At 62.5% G+C, this 18,034-nt stretch carries 19 protein-coding genes and 1 tRNA gene; 10 read left to right on the top strand and 10 right to left on the bottom strand.

Annotated features, from left to right (window positions below):
* Positions 1-46 precede the first annotated feature (46 nt).
* The gene (locus AC5STI_RS13885) at positions 47-1,486 is read right to left on the bottom strand and encodes an NAD(P)-dependent oxidoreductase (protein WP_495447086.1); all 1,440 of its coding nucleotides are present in this window, start codon (positions 1,484-1,486) and stop codon (positions 47-49) included.
* A gap of 241 nt (positions 1,487-1,727) precedes the next feature.
* Here AC5STI_RS13885 and AC5STI_RS13880 point away from each other — a divergent pair, with 241 nt between their 5' ends.
* Entirely contained in the window at positions 1,728-2,534 is an 807-nt protein-coding gene (locus AC5STI_RS13880; RefSeq protein ID WP_495447085.1) for an undecaprenyl-diphosphate phosphatase, read from the top strand.
* Positions 2,535-2,595: 61 nt separating this feature from the next.
* On the opposite strand, the gene AC5STI_RS13875 is transcribed toward AC5STI_RS13880, so the two are convergent.
* Entirely contained in the window at positions 2,596-3,585 is a 990-nt protein-coding gene (locus tag AC5STI_RS13875; RefSeq protein ID WP_495447084.1) for a complex I NDUFA9 subunit family protein, read from the bottom strand.
* Positions 3,586-3,824: 239 nt separating this feature from the next.
* Here AC5STI_RS13875 and AC5STI_RS13870 point away from each other — a divergent pair, with 239 nt between their 5' ends.
* Positions 3,825-4,235: a globin domain-containing protein gene (locus AC5STI_RS13870; RefSeq protein WP_495447083.1), complete on the top strand. Its 411-nt coding sequence runs from the start codon at positions 3,825-3,827 to the stop codon at positions 4,233-4,235.
* A gap of 88 nt (positions 4,236-4,323) precedes the next feature.
* A tRNA-Leu gene (locus AC5STI_RS13865) sits at positions 4,324-4,410 on the top strand.
* Between the two features lie 144 nt (positions 4,411-4,554).
* On the opposite strand, the gene AC5STI_RS13860 is transcribed toward AC5STI_RS13865, so the two are convergent.
* The 3 genes from AC5STI_RS13860 to AC5STI_RS13850 are packed head-to-tail and all read right to left on the bottom strand — an operon-like array spanning position 4,555 to position 8,254.
* Positions 4,555-6,051, bottom strand: a complete 1,497-nt coding sequence (locus AC5STI_RS13860) for a heme biosynthesis protein HemY (protein WP_495447082.1) — start codon at positions 6,049-6,051, stop codon at positions 4,555-4,557.
* A gap of 10 nt (positions 6,052-6,061) precedes the next feature.
* Positions 6,062-7,477 (bottom strand): COG4223 family protein, encoded by a 1,416-nt coding sequence (locus AC5STI_RS13855; protein ID WP_495447081.1) that lies wholly within the window; start codon positions 7,475-7,477, stop codon positions 6,062-6,064.
* Between the two features lie 51 nt (positions 7,478-7,528).
* Complete coding sequence (locus AC5STI_RS13850; protein WP_495447080.1) at positions 7,529-8,254, bottom strand: uroporphyrinogen-III synthase; 726 nt, start codon at positions 8,252-8,254, stop codon at positions 7,529-7,531.
* A gap of 74 nt (positions 8,255-8,328) precedes the next feature.
* On the opposite strand from AC5STI_RS13850, the gene tsaD reads away from it, so the two are divergent.
* Genes tsaD through AC5STI_RS13825 form a run of 5 tightly spaced genes read left to right on the top strand, consistent with a single transcriptional unit; the run spans position 8,329 to position 11,523 of the window.
* A complete protein-coding gene (tsaD, locus tag AC5STI_RS13845; protein WP_495447079.1) occupies positions 8,329-9,426 on the top strand; it encodes a tRNA (adenosine(37)-N6)-threonylcarbamoyltransferase complex transferase subunit TsaD in 1,098 nt (365 codons plus the stop codon).
* The gene (locus AC5STI_RS13840; RefSeq protein WP_495447078.1) at positions 9,423-10,385 is read left to right on the top strand and encodes an NAD(P)H-dependent glycerol-3-phosphate dehydrogenase; all 963 of its coding nucleotides are present in this window, start codon (positions 9,423-9,425) and stop codon (positions 10,383-10,385) included. The genes tsaD and AC5STI_RS13840 overlap by 4 nt, the downstream gene beginning before the upstream one ends.
* A gap of 1 nt (position 10,386) precedes the next feature.
* Positions 10,387-10,659, top strand: coding sequence for a YciI family protein (locus tag AC5STI_RS13835; protein ID WP_495447077.1), 273 nt, complete (start codon positions 10,387-10,389; stop codon positions 10,657-10,659).
* Positions 10,659-11,081, top strand: coding sequence for an EVE domain-containing protein (locus tag AC5STI_RS13830; protein WP_259971312.1), 423 nt, complete (start codon positions 10,659-10,661; stop codon positions 11,079-11,081). The genes AC5STI_RS13835 and AC5STI_RS13830 overlap by 1 nt, the downstream gene beginning before the upstream one ends.
* A 46-nt stretch (positions 11,082-11,127) precedes the next feature.
* Positions 11,128-11,523: a DUF1761 domain-containing protein gene (locus AC5STI_RS13825; protein WP_495447076.1), complete on the top strand. Its 396-nt coding sequence runs from the start codon at positions 11,128-11,130 to the stop codon at positions 11,521-11,523.
* 388 nt (positions 11,524-11,911) lie between these two features.
* On the opposite strand, the gene AC5STI_RS13820 is transcribed toward AC5STI_RS13825, so the two are convergent.
* From AC5STI_RS13820 to AC5STI_RS13810, 3 genes are all read right to left on the bottom strand, one after another.
* Complete coding sequence (locus AC5STI_RS13820; protein ID WP_495447075.1) at positions 11,912-12,310, bottom strand: hypothetical protein; 399 nt, start codon at positions 12,308-12,310, stop codon at positions 11,912-11,914.
* Between the two features lie 214 nt (positions 12,311-12,524).
* Positions 12,525-13,913, bottom strand: a complete 1,389-nt coding sequence (gene ahcY / locus AC5STI_RS13815) for an adenosylhomocysteinase (RefSeq protein ID WP_495447074.1) — start codon at positions 13,911-13,913, stop codon at positions 12,525-12,527.
* A 152-nt stretch (positions 13,914-14,065) separates the two neighbouring features.
* Complete coding sequence (locus tag AC5STI_RS13810; RefSeq protein ID WP_475048575.1) at positions 14,066-14,380, bottom strand: hypothetical protein; 315 nt, start codon at positions 14,378-14,380, stop codon at positions 14,066-14,068.
* Between the two features lie 234 nt (positions 14,381-14,614).
* Here AC5STI_RS13810 and AC5STI_RS13805 point away from each other — a divergent pair, with 234 nt between their 5' ends.
* The gene (locus AC5STI_RS13805) at positions 14,615-15,211 is read left to right on the top strand and encodes an HD domain-containing protein (protein ID WP_495447073.1); all 597 of its coding nucleotides are present in this window, start codon (positions 14,615-14,617) and stop codon (positions 15,209-15,211) included.
* Between the two features lie 3 nt (positions 15,212-15,214).
* Here the strand turns inward: AC5STI_RS13805 and AC5STI_RS13800 are convergent, their stop codons facing one another.
* Complete coding sequence (locus tag AC5STI_RS13800; protein WP_475048571.1) at positions 15,215-15,769, bottom strand: ActR/PrrA/RegA family redox response regulator transcription factor; 555 nt, start codon at positions 15,767-15,769, stop codon at positions 15,215-15,217.
* Positions 15,770-15,847: 78 nt separating this feature from the next.
* Positions 15,848-16,468 (bottom strand): SCO family protein, encoded by a 621-nt coding sequence (locus AC5STI_RS13795; protein WP_490397866.1) that lies wholly within the window; start codon positions 16,466-16,468, stop codon positions 15,848-15,850.
* 116 nt (positions 16,469-16,584) lie between these two features.
* Between AC5STI_RS13795 and regB the strand changes: the two genes are divergently transcribed.
* Positions 16,585-17,979 (top strand): sensor histidine kinase RegB, encoded by a 1,395-nt coding sequence (gene regB, locus AC5STI_RS13790; protein ID WP_490397865.1) that lies wholly within the window; start codon positions 16,585-16,587, stop codon positions 17,977-17,979.
* Positions 17,980-18,034 lie beyond the last annotated feature (55 nt).

The following is an 18,034-nucleotide window of genomic DNA, read 5'->3' as shown; positions in this document are numbered from 1 at the left end:
CGCCGGTGCACAGGGGGTGCACAAGCGGTGTACGGGGGGTGCCGGGTTATTCCGCGGCCACCGCGGCCTTGCTGTTCAGCTTTTCGATGATCGCCTCGGCGCAATCGCGGCCGTCCTTGATCGCCCAAACCACCAGCGACGCGCCGCGCACGATGTCACCCACGGCATAGACACCGTCCAGCTCGGTGGCGCCGGTCTGGAACGCGGCCTTGATGGTGCCCCAGCGGGTCACCGGCAGCTCCGGCTGGTTCCACAGTGTGGGCAGTTCTTCCGGCTCAAAGCCCAGCGCCTTGATAACCAGGTCGGCTTCTTCAATGTAATCCGCGCCTTCGATCACTTCCGGCGCCTGACGGCCCGAAGCATCCGGCTGGCCCAGGCGCATCTTCTGGACCATCACGCCGGCAACCTTGCCTCCATCGTCGGTGAAGCCCTTGGGTGCCGACAGCCATTCAAAGATCACGCCTTCTTCCTCGGCGTTCTGGGTCTCGCGCTGCGAGCCCGGCATGTTGGCGCGGTCGCGGCGGTACAGGCATTTGACCGAGGTCGCTCCCTGGCGGATCGAGGTCCGCACGCAGTCCATCGCGGTATCGCCGCCGCCGATCACGACGACCTTCTTGCCCTCGGCGTTCAGCGACCCGTTGTCGAATTCTTCAACCGCATCGCCAAAGCTCTTCTTGTTCGAGGCACACAGGAAATCGATCGCCTTGACGATCCCTTCGGAACCGCTGCCCGGCATCGCCAGATCGCGCGATTTATAGACGCCGGTGGCAATGATCACCGCATCATGCTTGGCGCGGATGTCCTCAAACGAGATGTCTTCGCCCACGTTGCAGTTCAGCTTGAACGTCACGCCGCCATCGGCCAGCAGCTTGTTGCGGCGCTCGACCACGTCCTTTTCCAGCTTGAAGCTGGGGATGCCGTACATCAGCAGCCCGCCAGCGCGGTCATAGCGGTCATAGACGGTCACCTGGATACCGGCCTTGCGCAGCATGTCCGCCGCCGCCAGGCCGCCGGGGCCGGCGCCGATGATGCCAACGCTCTCGCTGCGCTCAGCGAGCGGCGCTGCGGGCTTGACCCAGCCTTTTTCCCAGGCGGTGTCGGTGATGTACTTCTCGACCGATCCGATAGTGACGGTACCGTGGCCGGACTGTTCGATCACGCAGTTGCCTTCGCACAGGCGGTCCTGCGGGCAAATGCGGCCGCAGATCTCCGGGAAGGTGTTGGTGGCCTGCGAGGTGGCATAAGCCTCTTCCAGGCGGCCGGTTGCGGTCAGGCGCAGCCAGTCGGGGATGTTGTTGTGCAGCGGGCAGTGGCTCTGGCAATACGGCACGCCGCACTGGCTGCAGCGGCTGGCCTGCTCCTCAGCCTTGGCAGCAGCGTACTCCGCGTAAATCTCATTGAAGTCTTCCTTGCGTACACTCGCGTCACGCTTTTGAGGCATGTCGCGTTCGATCTGCACAAATTTCAGCATCGGTTGCTTGGCCACGGGCTGGACTCCATCGTTTGTCTGGCTGCGAGGGCACCTTTGCAGGTACTGGAACGCTTTATGTCAACTATGCTGACCTATTTTGTCAGCGCTTTTCCTCTGATACCGTGTTCGGCGGAAATGTACAGAAATTTTAGGTCCGGATCGGACCATAATATCCGCTTCCCAATTCAGAGGCGGGAATTATACAGGGTCGCGACAGTTTACGGCCCGTTCGCGGCCAGCAAAGGACGTTTTTAGTATGCCTCTTTTCCAGCTTGTCCTGGTAGCGCTGATCCAGGGCATTACCGAATTCCTGCCCATCTCCTCCTCCGGCCATCTGATTCTGCTGCCCGGACTGACCGGGCTGAATGATCAAGGGCAGGTGATCGACGTCGCCGTGCATGTGGGCACCCTGGCCGCGGTGATGATCTATTTCTGGAGCGATGTGCGCGAGGGCCTTATCGGCCTGCCCCGCGCCCTTACGGGCCGCACGGACACGCCCGGCGCCCGGCTCGCCATGGGGCTGATCATCGCCACCATCCCAACCGTTCTGTTCGGCGCGGTGCTGCATTTCACCGGCCTCAGCGATGCGCTGCGGTCGATGGCGGTGATCGGCTGGACAATGCTGGGCTTTGGCCTCGTGCTGTACTGGGCCGACCAGAAAGGCGCCGAGGTGAAACAAACCGGAGACTGGGGCCGACGCGACGCGCTGATTATGGGGCTGTGGCAAATGCTGGCGCTGATCCCCGGCACCTCGCGCTCCGGCATCACCATCACCGGCGCGCGCCATCTGGGCTACACCCGCGAGGACGGCGCCCGCATTGCCATGCTGATGTCGATCCCCACCATCATCGCTTCGGGCGTGCTCCTGGGCACCGAGGTGGCGCTGGAGGCCAACACCGCCCTGATGCGCGATGCAGGGATCGCCGCAGTGCTGGCGATGCTGTCGGCGCTGGCCGCACTCAGCCTGATGATGCGGCTGCTGCGCTCTGTCAGTTTCACGCCTTACGTGATCTACCGGGTGATCCTGGGCAGCATTCTGCTGGCTATCGCCTACAGCAGCTGAGCCGGAAACGAAAAGCGCGGGGAAATCCCCGCGCTTTCAAATCCTTGGACCGTAGCGGCAATCAGGTGCCGTTGCGCAGGTTGCGGGCCGATTTTGTCATCTCGTCATACTGGCCGGAGGGGCGGAATTTCCACAGGTAGTCCGGCAGAACCGCCTCCAGGCTGACCGGGCTGATACCCAGATCGCCAAACCCCTTGGCGCCTTCGGACACCACATTGTCCGACTTCAGGCTGCGCAGCTGGTCGCGGGTCAGCGTCTTGTTTTCGATCAGCTGGAAGCTGGCCGCCTGCAGCATGTCAAAACCAAAAGCTACCAGCCAGGCGGCAGGGCGGGGCAGCGACAGGATCAGGCGGCGGCGGTGAATCACCTCCAGCATCTGCTCCATCAGCTCGCGGAAGGTCTTGGCCTCAGGGCCGCCCAGTTCATAGATGCCGCCCTCCGCCGCGCCAGTTGCGCCCTTGACCGCGGCCTTAGCCACGTCATCAACGTAGACCGGCTGGAACCGGGTGGCGCCGCTTGCAATCGGCAGAACCGGCGACAGGCGGGTCATGCCCGCAAAGCGGTTGAAAAATTCGTCCTCGGCCCCGAAGATCACCGAGGGGCGCAGGATCACGGCACCCGGGAAGTGCTGCAGAACAGCAGTTTCACCCGCGGCCTTGGTGCGGGAGTATTCGCTGGCAGCATCCGCATCAGCGCCAATCGCTGAGATATGCACCAGGCTCGCGACACCTTCTTGCGACGCGATGCGGGCTATGCGGCCCGCGCCTTCGGCGTGAACGGCGCCAAAGGTGTTCTTGCCCAGCTCGTTCAGGACGCCCACGCAGTTCACCACTGCATCCGCACCCTGCATCACTGCGGCCACGGACATGTCATCGCGGACGTTGCAGAACACCGGCTCCACCTGGCCCGGAACACCGTAGGGTTTCACATGCATGGCTTCATTGGGGCGGCGCACCGCCACCCGCACACGCCAGCCTTCCTTGGCCATGCGCCGCGCAATGTAGCGGCCCACGAAACCGGATCCGCCATAGATCGTGACCAGTTTGGACATCTTTTGGCTCCTGAACTTAGCTGCCCCTATGCCTTAGCGCCGCAACGGGCGTCAAACAAGGCGCAAAACGAGGGATTACGGCCACAATGGCTGCCGAAGACGCAAGCCGAGTTAACAGCTTCCCCGGAATTGCCTTATTTGGTTAACGCCACCTTCAGCCCCTCAGGGTTAAGGCAATTTGGTGTACCCGAAACACCTGTTTTGGCGGTTTAATTGTCGGTTTAAAGAGGTCAGCTCATATGATCAGTGAAAATGACAAATCCCTGGTCCGCAAAAGTTTCGAGAGCGAGCGAATGGATCTTGATACCTTCGCCACCGCCTTCTACGCCAAGTTCTTTGCCGCCTGCCCCGAAGTCCGCCCCCTGTTTTCCCGCGATATGACTAGGCAGGAGGAAAAGCTGCTGGCCATCCTGACCCATATTGCAGAAGCGCTGGACGATTCCGCGCGGTTGAATGAAATCCTCAGGCAGCAGGGGGAAAAGCACCGCGAGCGGGAAGTGTCAGATGCGCATTTCAAGGGCTTTATCCTCGGCTTCACAGGCGCCCTTTCGGAAACACTTGGTCCGGACTGGAGTACCGAAGCGGAGCTGGCGTGGACCAGATTCCTGACATTTGTAGCGGCCAAAATGAATTTCACGGTGCAGCGCTAAGCAGCTCCAGGCAGCGGCCCTGCATGTGCTGCCGTTTTCCATTTGACGCCCCTTGCGAACCGCCTTATACGCCGGTCACACGACACCTGCCCAGGTGGCGGAATTGGTAGACGCGCTAGCTTCAGGTGCTAGTGTCCGTATGGACGTGGAGGTTCGAGTCCTCTCCTGGGCACCATCCCCCTGCATCAGTCACAAAATCTGCAGAACCGCACGGCGCCTTTCCGGTCCGGCAACGCTGTTTATAATGCTTATTGGTCTATGCCGGTAAACGGGCAGAACGGCAGGGAAGCCCCCGCCGTTCGCAGTCTTTCCAAAATTATCAGTTCGGCTCTTTTACCGCGTCCTGCCGCTCCGCTTCCGGCTCCCCTTCAGAGTCCAGGCCGGTTTCCGCGAAGTCTGCTTCTTCCGCATCTTCCGCTGTGTCAGTCTGCTTGTTGTCCAGCGCACCGGTGATCAGCGGCAGCATATGTGCCGCCGCATGGCTGGCAACCTCCGGTGTCTCCGGGCGCTTCCAAGACAGGGTGTCAAAGCTGGTGCAATGCTCACAGACCGGCTCCCATTCCGCATGGATATGGTTGCAATTGGTGCAAACCCACTGCGGCCCGCGCGGAGCCGTCAGCGCCTTGGCCAGCCAGCCCTGCACCACCTTGTCATCCGCGCCTTCGCCGCGCTCGATCGCTGCCATCAGCGTCAGCGCCCGCGCGTCCGGGGCCCGCTCCGTCAAATCGCTCAGCCAGCGGCGGGCTTCGGGGAAGTCCTCCGCCACGATGTTCAGCTCCGCCATAACCAGACGGGTCTCGTCATCCTGAGGGTTGAGCCGGGCCAGCTGGTCGAAACGCGCGACGCGCTCGGCAGCGCTTTCGTCCGGCTCGACCTCGGCAAAGGCGTGGGCCAGATCCGGGTGCGGCTGGCTTTGCCAGGTTTTTTTCAGCAGCCGGACCGCCGGGCGCTTCTTGCCCTTGGCGAGGTAGGCACGGGCCGCCATCGCCGCGGCGGGCACCAGGTCAGGCGACAGACGGTTGGCCTCGATCGCCTGCTCCCGCTGCTCGATCGTGGCGTTTTCGTCGATCACCCCTTTGGAGGCCGATAGTGCCAGCACCGCATCGCGGCGCTTGTAGACATCGCGCGGCAGGGTGCCCGTCTTGAGCTTGGTCGACAGCGTCTTGCGGGCACCGGCCCAATCCTCGGCCTGGGCCTGCAGGCGCAGAAGGGTGTCCTGCACCTCTTCATGCTTGGGCCGCAGCGCCAGCGCCTTCTCGGCCAGCTGGCGGGCGGTGTCGGTATCGCCCTCGGACAGTTTCTGCTTCATGATCCCGCGCACCCCGACAAAGCGGGTCTGCTGGTTCGACAGCAGCCGTTTGTAGGCCTCCGCCGCCTTGTGAGAGTCGCCGCTCATTTCCGCAGCCTGCGCCACCAGCAGGTCCGTCAGCTCAGGGTTCTGCAGGTATTTTTCCGCGCGCGCCGCCTTGGCCAGGGCCAGCCGTCCTTCACCGGAGGCCAGCGCCATCAGGCCTTCGGACAGGGCCCGGTAGCCTTTGCGCTCACGCCCCTTGTCCCAATAGCGCGACAGGGCGGTCTCGTCACCGTTCAGGAAGCGCAGCGTGGCCACCAAGAGCGACAGCAGCTTGAGAAACAGCCAGACCGCAACCACAAGCACGCCCAGCGCGATCACCGATTGCAGCGCGCTGAGGGTGTACTCGGTGCCGGCAACGGTGATTTGCACCCCGCCGGCGGTTTCCATCAACAGGCCCGCGCCAAATGCCAGAAGCGCGACAATCGCGACAAATACGAGGATCTTCAACAACGACCAGAGCATGGCGGCTTCCTTATTTGGCTTGCAGGCTTTGGGCCAGATCAGCGGCAGCGTTCACCGCTGCCACCCGCGCGTTTGCCGCCGCTTCCCAGCCGGTCAGAGCAGCGCGGGCGGTTTCCGGCAGCGCGGAGAGTTCGGCCAGCGCCTCCTCGATGCGGCCTGCGGCCACGGCGGCCTCGGCCCGGGACAGGATGGCATCCGGATCATCGCCGTCGCGCGGCGCTACGGAACGGGCGCCAAGATGGCGGTTCACATAATCCATCAGGCTGCCGCCGCCTTTTGCCTCTTCGCGGGCGGCGGCCAGCGCCTCGCGGGCGGCCGGGGCGAACCCGTCGCGCAGGGCGGTCAGGGTGGCCACACCGGTTTCCGCCGGTCCGGCAAGTTCTGGCGGCACTTCGACGCCCAAAAGTTCAAGCTGCTGCACGCTGGAGTCATAGCTGTTGCCGCTGTCCAAGGCGGACCGCAGCTGCGCCAGCTGGGTCTGGGCGCTGGCGATGCGGGCGGCTTCGGCGCTGGCCGTCTCCATTTCCTCTGCTTCGGCCAGCTTCTGATCGACTATGGCCCGCTGCGCCGCGAGGCTCTCCTGCAGCTTGCCCAGCTCTGCCTCAAACGCCGCAACCGCTTCAGGCGATGCGCCTTCCAGCGGGCGGGTTTCCAATGCTGACACGCGTTCGGCCAGGGCCTCCAGATCCGCGCGCAGCGTCTCATCCGGGGACTCAGCGGTTTGCGCCTCTTTCAGCGCTGCAACCTCTGCGGCGAGGGTACCGGTGCGTTCGGCGAGCGGAGCAAGGTCAGGGGCGCGGTTGTCCTCAACCTGCTGCTTCAGCGCGGCAAGCGCCGCCTGCATCTCCGCCTGGCTGGTTTCCAGCGCGGTCAGATCCACGCTGCTGCCTTTCAGCGATTGCGGCAGCACGGAGTCGAGCCAGCCGCTCTGTCCGGCCACAAAGCCGATCCCCGCAGCCACCACACCGCCCAAGAGGGCTGCGCCGAAGCCGCCGCGCTTTTCCACCACCCGCTCGATTTCGCGCGGCTGTGCCTCTGCCGCGGCGGCAGGTTCCGCAGGCTCAGCCGGGGTGTCCTCTTGCGGCGTCTCCCGTTCGAAGGGAGACACAAATGCGGTCTCGGTCTCGGTCTCGGTCTCGGTCTCGGTCTCGGTCTCGGTCTCGGTCTCGGTCTCGGTCTCGGTCTCGGTCTCGGTCTCGGTCTCGGTCTCGGTCTCGGTCTCGGTCTCGGTCTCGGTCTCGGTCTCGGTCTCGGTCTCGGTCTCGGTCTCGGAAAGCGGGGAATCTGAGTCCGCCGGCGTGTCAACCGCCTCGCCGGCACGCTCCTCGGTCACATCCACCTCGGACGCTTCCGTGATTTCGTCAGCCGGCTTTGATTCACCGGGGCCAGGCTCAGTAACGTCTTCCGGAGTTTTCTTGTCAGCCACGCCGGCCTCCCCCTCGATTCCTAAAATACATTCCTGCGAACACGCTGGACACTACTCTGCGCGCCGGTCCCCCTCAAGCTGCGACAGCTGCGCTGCGGCAACAAGGACAGCAGCAGCCAATGCCGCAGCGTCCGGCGTCTTACTGACCCGCAACGTCTTGCAATTCAAGCCTTTCAGCGGCTCTGCCACCGCCGGACTGAGGGCAATCAGATGCAAATGCGAGGCATTCCCGCACAGATTGGCAAAATGACGCGCAGTTCTGGGAGAGAAAAGCGGCACGATCACATCGGTTTGCGCAGCAAGCGCGGCCGTGGCCTCTTCGGTCAGCGGCAGAAGCACCTGATCATACAGGATTTGCTCCCGGCAGGGGATGCCGCCGCTGGTGAGCCGCCCGGCAATGTCGCCACGTGCATGTGCGCCGCGCAGATGCAGCAGCGGCGCCTTGGGGCGCTGGCTGAGCAACGCCTGAACCAGTTCCTCAGCGCACTGCCCCAAGCAGGACGCCTGCCAGCCCGCCTTGGCTGCGGCACGGGCCGTGCGCTCCCCCACGCAATAGGCCGGCAGGCGCGCGGCGGTTTCACGTGAAGCGATCTCGACCCCGTTGGCGGAGGTGAAAATTACACCTTCCATAGCGTCCAACTGCACAGGTACCTTCGCCGCCTGGATCTCCATCAGCGGCGCATAGATCACCCGCAGCCCGGCACGCGCCGCTTCGGGCAGGCTGGTCACGAACCGCTCTGCCGCCGCCAGCGGGCGTGTCATCAGCAAAGGCACCATCGCGGGGCTCCCGGGATTGTTTGCAGGCCTCATAGGTGGTAGCCCCGGCGGCAATTCGATGCAACGGTAAGGCCATGACAAAAACCCTGACCATTCTGGGGCTGGAAAGCAGCTGTGACGACACGGCCGCCGCGGTGGTGCGGCGGGCAGAGGGCGCGCAACCCGAGGTGCTGTCGTCAGTCGTCTTCGGCCAGACCGAGCTGCACAGCGCCTTTGGCGGCGTGGTGCCGGAGATCGCCGCGCGCGCGCATGCCGAGAAGCTGGACATCTGCGTGCGGGATGCGCTGACAGAGGCCGGGCTGACCCTGAAGGACATGGATGCCGTCGCCGTGACCGCAGGCCCGGGGCTGATCGGCGGGGTGATGTCGGGCGTGATGTGCGCCAAGGGGATTGCCGCCGCGACAGGCCTGCCGCTGATCGGGGTGAACCATCTGGCAGGCCATGCGCTGACCCCGCGGCTGACCGATGGGGTTGCCTATCCGTACCTGATGCTGCTGGTCTCTGGCGGGCATTGCCAGTACCTGCTGGTACGCGGGGCGGAGGATTTCACCCGCCTGGGCGGTACAATCGACGACGCCCCCGGCGAAGCCTTCGACAAGACCGCCCGCCTGCTGGGCCTGCCGCAGCCGGGCGGCCCATCCGTGCAGGCTGAGGCGGACAACGGTGATCCCAAGCGGTTCCGCTTTCCGCGGCCTTTGCTGGACCGGCCGGACTGCAACCTGTCGTTTTCCGGACTGAAGACCGCCCTGATGCGGATGCGCGATCAGATCGTGGCTGAGAAAGGCGGCCTGACCCGCCAGGACCGGGCTGACCTGTGTGCGGGGTTCCAGGCCGCCGTCGTGGACACCCTGGCGGAGAAGACCCGCCGCGCCATCCGCCTGTATCTGAAAGAACAGCCCCCGGCGCCAACCGTCGCCGTCGCCGGCGGTGTCGCGGCAAACACCGCTATTCGCGCTGCATTAGAGACTGTTTGCGCTGAGGCCGGCGCCGCCTTCACCGCGCCGCCGCTACGCCTGTGCACAGACAACGCCGCGATGATTGCCTATGCCGGGCTCGAGCGTTTCAAAACCGGGGCACGCGATGGTCTGGACCTGACCGCCCGCCCCCGCTGGCCGCTGGACCAAAGCAGCCCGGCGCTGATCGGATCCGGCCGTAAAGGAGCCAAAGCATGAAAGTTTCGGTTCTTGGATCCGGTGCCTTTGGCACTGCGCTCGCGATTTCGCTGGCCGGCAACGGGCCGGTGACCCTGTGGGCGCGCGATGGGGATCACGCCAAAGCAATGCAGGACAGCCGCCGGAACGAGGCCCGCCTGCCCGGTGTTGACCTGCCTGCCCCCCTCACCGCTACTGGGGATATCACCCAGGCTTGCAGTTCAGAGGTGCTGTTGCTGGCGGTCCCCATGCAGAAGCTGCGCAGCGTCCTGCAAGAGCATCGGGCGCATTTGACCGCAAAGACCCTGGTGGCCTGCTGCAAGGGTATTGAGCTGCACACCGGGCTTGGTCCGGTCGCAGTCATTCAGGAAACGCTCCCGGAGTCGCCGGCGGCGCTGCTGACCGGCCCGAGCTTTGCCGCGGATATCGCCCGCGGCCTGCCGACCGCGCTGACGCTTGCCTGCGGCGACGCAGCCCTGTGTAAAGCGCTGCAAGAGCAGCTGACCACCGCAAACCTGCGCCTTTACCGTACCAATGACACCACAGGTGCCGAACTGGGCGGGGCGCTGAAAAACGTGATGGCGATCGCCTGCGGTGCGGTGATTGGCGCCGGGCTGGGCGACAGCGCCCGCGCCGCGCTGATGACCCGCGGGTATGCGGAAATGCAGCGCATGGCGCTGGCCTGCGGCGCCAAGTCCGAAACGATGGCCGGGCTTTCGGGGTTTGGCGATCTGGCGCTGACCTGCACCTCCGACCTGTCCCGCAACTACCGGCTGGGCCTGTCGATCGGGCGCGGCGAGGCCTTTGATTCCAGTATCACGGTCGAAGGTGCCGCAACTGCGCATGCGGTGGCTGAACAAGCGCAGAAGATGCAGCTGGATATGCCGATCACGCAGACGGTAACCAATTTGCTCGATCAGCGCTTGACCATTGCCGAAGCGGCGGCTCAATTGCTTAAAAGACCGCTAAAAGAGGAATAAAATGCTCATCGCATTGATCGCCCGCGACAAACCCGGCTATTTGCAGACCCGTCTGGACAACCGCGACGCCCATCTGGCCTATATTAACGACACCGGCGCCGTGGCGCAGGCGGGTCCGCTGCTGGATCAGGATGGTAATATGGCCGGCTCTCTGATTATCCTGGACGTCGAAGACATGGCAGCAGGCAAGGAATGGGCGGCAAATGATCCCTATAACAAGGCCGGACTGTTTGAAGCTGTCGAACTGATCACCTGGAAGAAAGTTATCGGCTGATGCGCTACTGGCTGTTTAAATCCGAACCTTCCACCTGGAGCTGGGATGACCAGGTCTCCAAAGGTGACGCGGGTGAGGAATGGGACGGCGTGCGCAACTACCAGGCACGCAACTTTATGCGCGAAATGAACATTGGCGACCGCGGGTTCTTCTATCACTCGCAGAAGGAAAAATCCGTGGTCGGCATCGTCGAGGTCTGTGCCGAGGCGCACCCGGACAGCACCACCGAGGACGACCGCTGGGAGTGCGTCGACATCAAGGCGGTGCGCCCCTTTGCCAAGCCGGTTAGCCTGGATCAGATCAAAGCCGATCCGCGGCTGGAAGAGATGGTGCTGGTGAAAAACTCACGCCTGTCGGTGCAGCCGGTGAGCGAGGCGGAATGGGCCGCTGTCTGCGCGCTGGGGGAGACAGATCCCGGCTGATCTGCCACTCTGCTCTCAAGTGGCTGAAACCATTGAGGGGAGCATCATGGAATTTCTGAGTGTGATTGCGGCGGCAGCGGCAGCATTTGTGCTGGGGGCAGTATATTACGGCGCCCTGGCCAAGCCTTGGGTCGAGGCTTCCGGCGTTGAATGCGACGAAACCGGCAAGCCTAATGGTGGCCAAAGCCCGATGATCTTTGCGATGGCCTTCGTCCTGCAGTTGATCGTCGCGGGCATGATGCGCCATGTATTCAGCCTGTCCGGCATTGAGACCTTGGGCGCCGGGCTGATCGGCGGCGCCGGCATCGGCCTGTTCTTCATCAGCCCCTGGATTGCGCTGAACAACATGTACGGCATGCGGCCGGTGAAGCTGACGCTGATTGACGGCGGTTATGCGACGCTCGCCTGCGCGGCCGCGGGTTTGGTTCTGACGCTGTTCTAAAATGAAAAAGGGAAGGACCTGCGGACAAACAGGACCTTCCCTTCCACCCCGCGTGCTCCACTATCCACCACACGCGTATGAAAAAATCTGGTTCCTGGCCGTCCTGGCCGGTGACTCCTGTATAGCGGGTGAAATCGCGATTCCGCAAAGCAATAACCCGGACAATGTGAGCTAAATAACATGTAGCCGCGAACAAGCTATTTCAACTTCAACCTTAAGCTTGATCTCCGCCGACTGTAGTGATCTGGCCTCCGGCGACGCAAAAGGGGCGTCTTTGCTAAAGACGCCCCAGCCTGTGGTTTTTGATACATCTTCCGGGCGTGACTGCGCTGTTACTCAGACGTTCCCGGCAACTGACACTGCAAGCGCCTTCTTTTGTGACGCCGTCTTAGTCGCTTGCGGCCGGAAGTTCAGGATTGTTCGTGGTCTCCGCTGTTTCACTGATGTTCGAACCCGCAACAGGTTCGGTCCCTTCGACACCGTCACGCGTGCGCGAACGGTCCACGCCGGCGGAGGCGCCGGCAGGGTCGCTATCGCTGGTTTCAGTCACGGTATCAGCATCGCCGGTCTCTTCCAGCACAGTACCTTCGCCTTCATTGCCGAAGGTGCGGGAGCGATCGGCGCCAGCGGACGCGCCCGGAGCATCGTCTTCATTGGCAGCCAGAATAATCGGGGCGTCCGCAGTCGCAAAGGTATCATTGCCCGCCGCGTAACCGGCACCTGCGACCAGCGCAGCAGCCGCAGCAGTCACCAGCACACGGACATTCGATTTCATTTGGGTCATCATGATTTTTCTCCTCAGCCAAAAGTTGTTGATGCTGAGGCAACGCGGCACCCGCTAAGCACGTTCCATCACGAAATTGATACCCTGAATCACGCACCGCTACGGAACCTTTTGCCCGCAAGCTGTTTTGCCGTTTCCAATTCGGTCCGGACGGCCCGGTGAAACGAAAAAGCCCCGCCAAATGGCGGGGCCTTTGGTTGGAGCGCGATAAGCACAATTAGTAGCGGTAATGCTCCGGCTTGAACGGGCCCTCCGGCTTGACGCCGATGTAGGCGGCCTGTTCAGCGCTCAGCTCAGTCAGCTTGACGCCGATACGGCCGAGGTGCAGGCGCGCGACCTTCTCGTCCAGGTGCTTGGGCAGGATATAGACCTGGTTTTCGTAGTTGTCGCCGCGGGTCCACAGTTCGATCTGGGCCAGAACCTGGTTTGTGAAGGAAGCCGACATCACAAAGGACGGGTGGCCGGTGGCGTTGCCGAGGTTCAGCAGGCGGCCTTCGGACAGGAGGATGATACGGTTGCCCGAGGCCATCTCGATCATGTCCACCTGGTCCTTGATGTTGGTCCATTTGTGGTTGCGCAGGCTGGCGACCTGGATTTCGTTATCGAAGTGGCCAATGTTGCCAACAATCGCCATGTCCTTCATCTCGCGCATGTGCTCGATGCGGATCACGTCCTTGTTGCCGGTGGTGGTGATGAAGATATCGGCGGAAGACACGACATCCTCGAGCAGCACCACTTCAAAACCGTCCATTGCTGCCTGCAGGGCGCAGATCGGGTCAGCCTCGGTGACTTTCACCCGGGCGCCGGCGCCGCGCAGGGAGGCAGCGGAGCCTTTGCCCACGTCGCCGTAACCGCAAACCACGGCGACCTTGCCGGCCATCATGGTGTCGGTCGCGCGGCGGATGCCGTCGACCAGCGATTCCTTGCAGCCGTATTTGTTGTCGAACTTGGACTTGGTGACCGAGTCGTTGACGTTGATCGCCGGGAACGGCAGCTGGCCGTTCTTCTGCAGATCATACAGGCGGTGGACGCCGGTGGTGGTTTCCTCGGACACGCCCAGGATCGCGTCGCGGGTTTTGGTGAACCAGCCGGGCGACGCTTCCATGCGCTTCAAGATCTGCGCCTTGATGACGGCCTCTTCCTCGGACTGCGGCACCGGGATGATGTCTTCGCCCGCTTCGGCACGCGCGCCCAGCAGCACATACAGGGTGGCATCGCCGCCGTCATCGAGGATCAGGTTGGCGCCTTCAGGGAACATGAAGGATTTATCCAGGTAGTCCCAATGCTCTTCCAGCGTCTGGCCTTTGATCGCAAAGACCGGGATGCCGGCTTCGGCAATCGCCGCGGCAGCGTGGTCCTGGGTCGAGAAGATGTTGCAGGACGCCCAGCGCACATCTGCGCCCAGCGCCACGAGGGTTTCGATCAGAACCGCGGTCTGAATAGTCATGTGCAGCGAGCCGACAATACGCGCGCCCTTAAGCGGTTTGCTTTCGCCGTACTCTTCGCGCAAGGCCATCAGCCCCGGCATTTCGGTTTCGGCGATATCCAGCTCTTTGCGGCCGAATCCGGCCAGCGCGATGTCCTTGACGATATAATCCCCGGCCATAGTCTGCTCCATTCCGGTTACGTGTACACTAGCTGCAGGGCCTAACACTGCATGTGTTGATATTCAACGAAGATACCCGCAACCGGAGCCGAAGGCTCTGGCTTTTTGCAAATGGTCAGGCTGTAGGGGGGAGAGCCTGTCAAACCGCTAATTCAGCTTGGCGTGCCCGGATCCGGCTCTGTTTCCGGGAGGTGGAAGAATGAGGATCCGGTCGCGACAACGCAGCTGATCCCGTTTGCGTGTGTCACCAGAACGGTAAAAGTTCCGGTTTCATCCGACGCCCAGACCTCAATCACAGTGGCCTCGGTGCGGCCTTTCTGCAATCCGCCGGCGGTCAGCCGTTCGGAATATCCGCTTGCCAGCTTCTCGGTCATCATCGTGCGGTCGCCGCAGCTGGCAGCCAAGGCAGGCGGCGCAGTCGCGGCCATGCCAAAAAGCAGAGAAATACCAAGCAGTCTTTTGAACATGACAAACTCCTTTCCATTCTGTGTCACGTCACGAAAGGGGTTTGCCGCGTGAGGGGGCGGTGCCCCTTGTACCCTTATAATATTGGGTCAGAACGCACTGGTTTCAAATTCACGGCGCATAAACACCTGGTTCTCATCCGTGTCCGGACCGTGAACATCCGGAAGTTCGAGGCATTGCCCGGGTGCCGCTCAACAGGTAGTCAATGGGGCGAATTCTGCGACAGGACACCTTCGATGCCCGCCAAACCCGCCCGCGCCTGGCAGCGCATGCTCTCCGGCCGCCGCCTGGACCTGCTGGATCCGACCCCTGTGGACATCGAGATCGAGGACATCGCCCACGGGCTGGCCTTCGTGGCGCGCTGGAACGGTCAGACACAGGGGGATTTCGCCTATTCGGTGGCGGAGCATTCGCTGCTGGTCGAAGATATCTTTGCCCGTCTGAACCCCAAGGCGCCGGTCAAATGGCGGCTGGCAGCGCTGCTGCATGATGCGCCTGAATATGTGATCGGCGACATGATCTCACCGGTCAAAGCCGCGGTGGGTCCCGGTTATGGCGATCTGGACCAGCGGCTGACGGCCGCCATTCATCTGCGGTTCGGCTTGCCGGCAGCTTTGCCCAAGACAGTGAAGGCGCAAATCAAACGCGCCGACAAGGTCAGCGCCTGGATGGAGGCGGTGCAGATCGCAGGGTTTTCGGAGCAGGAGGCCAGCCGGTTTTTCGGCCGTCCGAAGCCTGAGATCGTGGATGGATTGAAGATTATGCTGCGGCCGCCGGTGGAAACCCGCATGGCGTTCATGCGCCGCCATACGGAGTTAATGGGCCGGCTGTGAGGCTCAGCGCGGGCTGCGCTTGGCCAGGATCCGCTGCAGAGTGCGGCGGTGCATGTTAAGGCGCCGGGCGGTCTCTGAAACGTTGCGGTCGCACAGCTCATAGATCCGCTGGATATGCTCCCAGCGCACCCGGTCCGCGCTCATCGGGTTGTCCGGCGGCGGCGGCAGCTCATCCTCGGTAGTGAGAAGCGCGTTCATGATGTCGGTGGCATCGGCCGGCTTGGACAGATAATCCGTCGCGCCGATCTTGACCGCAGCCACCGCCGTTGCGATGGCGCCATAGCCGGTCAGTACCACTACCCGGCTGTCCGGGCGTTTTTCGCGCAGCACCTCGACCACATCCAGCCCATTGCCGTCTTCCAGCCGCAGGTCGACAACCGCATAGGCCGGCGGGCGGGCGGTTGCGATGGCACTGCCGGCAGCGACAGAGCCTGCGGTTTCCACCTCAAAGCCGCGTTTCTCCATTGCCTTGGCCAGACGCCGCAGGAACGGCTCGTCATCATCGACCAGCAGCAGCGATTTATCGGGTCCAATGTCCTGCAGAGCAGTTTCGGCCATGCCCGGTCCTCCGCGAAGTATTTCAGTTCACGCAAGAATATGTCCGGGCAAGGGGAAAGGTCAAACAGCTATCCTGCTTTAGATTTTTTCAATGAAACAGGCGGCCTTGTCGGCCATCTGCTCTGCGGTTTCGTCGCGGCGGAAGAATTCCACGAAACCTTCCTCGGGCAGCACCAGATAGGAGAAGGTGGAATGGTCGACCAGGTAGTAGTCCTCGTCGCCTTCGTTCTTCTTGAAATAGGTCTTGTAAGCCTTGCTGGCGGCCTTCACCTGCTCCAGCGAGCCGGTCAGCCCGATCATCTTTTCATGCAGGTTCGCGGCAAAATCGCCAACCGCTTCAGGGGTATCGCGGTCCGGATCGATGGAAATGAATACCGGCGTCGCGCTGATGCCACGCTCGGCCAGAACGTCGACGGCATCGGCATTGCGGGCCGAATCCATCGGGCAGACATCCGGGCAGAAGGTGTATCCGAAGTAGACGATCGACGGTTCGGTGATTACGTCTTTGTCAGTAACCGTCTCACCCTTGGCATTGACCAGTTCGAATGCCCCTCCGATGGTGTCCGCCCCGCCCGCAATCTGGCTGCTGCGGCACTGTGCGAATTTGTCACCCCCGCTGCCCCCGCGCGTCAGGAACCAGGCGCCGCCAACCAAGGCAGCAACAAAGGCAACGGCAAGAAGAGCATATACGCGGGTCATGAGATCACACTTTTCGTCAGGGAAGGGTTGTTGATCGTTTGCGGCGCCAGACCTATCAAGAAATACAGCCGATGCAACTGGCGCACGGCGTCACATCTGCGGGAGCAGCGGACCAAATGAGCGATCGCATCTTCAGGCTGGCGGGCAGCCATGAACACAGCCACTGGATCCGTTTGCGGACTTTGATCCTGTTGCGCTGGGTAGCAATTGCCGGGCAGATCACCGCCATTGCCGTGGCGCAGCACCGCTTCAACCTGCAGCTGGAGCTGGGCCTGTGCTATTTGGCAATCGGCGTCTCGGCGGCCGGCAACCTGATCGCTATCATTGCCTTTCCAGAAAACAAGCGCCTGACCGAGTTCGAGAATTTCCTCATGGTGCTGTTCGACCTGCTGCAGCTGGCCTTTCTGCTGTATCTCACCGGCGGCCTGAATAATCCCTTTGCGCTGCTGGTGCTGGGTCCGGTGACAATCTCCGCCGCGGTAATGGGGCTGCGATCTACGCTGATCATCGGTGCTACGGCCATCATCCTGGTCACGCTGCTGGCAGAATTCCACCTGCCGCTGCGCACCGAGTTGGGCTTCATTCTGCGCATCCCCGATGTGTTCATCTTCGGCAACTGGATTGCCATCGTCATCGCCATCCTGTTCATCGGCGCCTATTCCTTCCGCGTCAGCAATGAAATGCGCTCGATGTCCGACGCGCTGAGCGCCACCCAATTGGCACTGTCACGCGAACAGAAGCTGACCGATCTGGGCGGCGTGGTTGCCGCTGCCGCGCATGAACTGGGCACGCCCCTGGCCACTATTAAACTAGCCAGCGCCGAGCTGATCGAGGAATTGGACGACCGCCCCGACCTGCGCGAGGACGCCGCATTGATCCGTGAGCAGGCCGACCGCTGCCGCGACATCCTGCGCAGTATGGGCCGCGCCGGAAAAGACGACCTGCATTTGCGCCAGGCACCGTTTTCGACCCTGGTGACCGAGGCCGCTGAGCCGCATATGAACCGGGGCAAGACTGTCGTTTATCACGAAGAACCGCTGGAGGGCGGCGATTTCCAGCAGCCGACCGTGCTGCGCAAGCCTGAGATCATCCACGGGCTGCGCAACCTGGTGCAGAACGCCGTCGACTTTGCCCAGTCCACCGTCTGGATTGATGCCGCCTGGAATGACGACCGGATCATCCTGCGCATTTGCGATGACGGACAGGGCTTCCCGCCGCAGTTGCTGGGCCGGATCGGCGACCCCTTCGTGCGCCGCCGCCGCGGCGAGAGCGAATTGAAGCAACGGCCGGAGTATGAGGGCATGGGGCTGGGCCTGTTCATTGCCAAAACCCTGCTGCAGCGCACTGGCGCCCAACTGAGATTCGCCAATGGGTCGGACCCGTTCCAGACCCTGAGCCCCTTCCGCGAACGGCGCGGCGCCATTGTCGAGGTGGCCTGGCCGCGTGAAAAAATCGACGCTATGGAGGACGGCGGCCCTGTCATCGGGAAAAATATACCTTTAGAAATTTAACTATTCACTTTTGGGCAACCAATTAAACTTCATTTAACCATTATTGCGGAACCAT

It is taken from the genome of Leisingera sp. CC-HEC096 (genome assembly GCF_059429235.1).
The sequence above is the reverse complement of the archived record's forward strand: the minus strand, read 5'-3'. Positions and strand labels throughout refer to the sequence as shown.